The sequence below is a fragment of the Kytococcus schroeteri genome (assembly GCF_002847825.1).
GTDB classification, from domain to species: domain Bacteria; phylum Actinomycetota; class Actinomycetes; order Actinomycetales; family Dermatophilaceae; genus Kytococcus; species Kytococcus schroeteri.
In genome coordinates this window covers 1-400 of the sequence record NZ_PKIZ01000068.1, presented here as the reverse complement: position 1 = coordinate 400, position 400 = coordinate 1, and the positions used below count along the sequence as shown (strand labels likewise).

The 400-nt window shown below is 68.8% G+C and carries 1 protein-coding gene; it reads right to left on the bottom strand.

Features of this window, described 5'->3' with window-relative positions; translation table 11 throughout:
- Nucleotides 1-229 (bottom strand): transposase family protein (locus CYJ76_RS11525; protein ID WP_144043103.1); only part of this gene is annotated, 229 nt, incomplete at its 3' end.
- Between the last annotated feature and the right edge of the window lie 171 nt (nt 230-400).

The window sequence follows — 400 nt, the reverse complement described above, 5'->3', positions numbered from 1 at the left end:
CGGTGAAGCTCGCACCAGGGCAGAGGGCCTCTCGGCACACGTATCTGCGCTTGGCCCACACCAGTCGCACCGGTCTGCCGAACGAGGGGGCGTCCACCAGGCGGACCTGATCGCGGCCGTGAGCGGTGGCCACCACCCCACAGTGCGGGCACCCGGCCGGCCCCGACGTGGACTCCACGTGCACCACCAGCCCAGCATCACCGTCATCCACCACCCCGGTGACGCTCATCGCCGGCAACCCCAGCCACGTCTGACAGGCACCACACGAGGCAGCAGGGCACGGGGAAGTAGGCTCAGGCACAGTCGAGGTCCTTGGCGATCCGAGGGGGTAGAAGTCCTCAGATCATGCCCGGGACCTCGACCCCTACCCCCAAGCACCCACGCTCAACTCCGAAGAGCC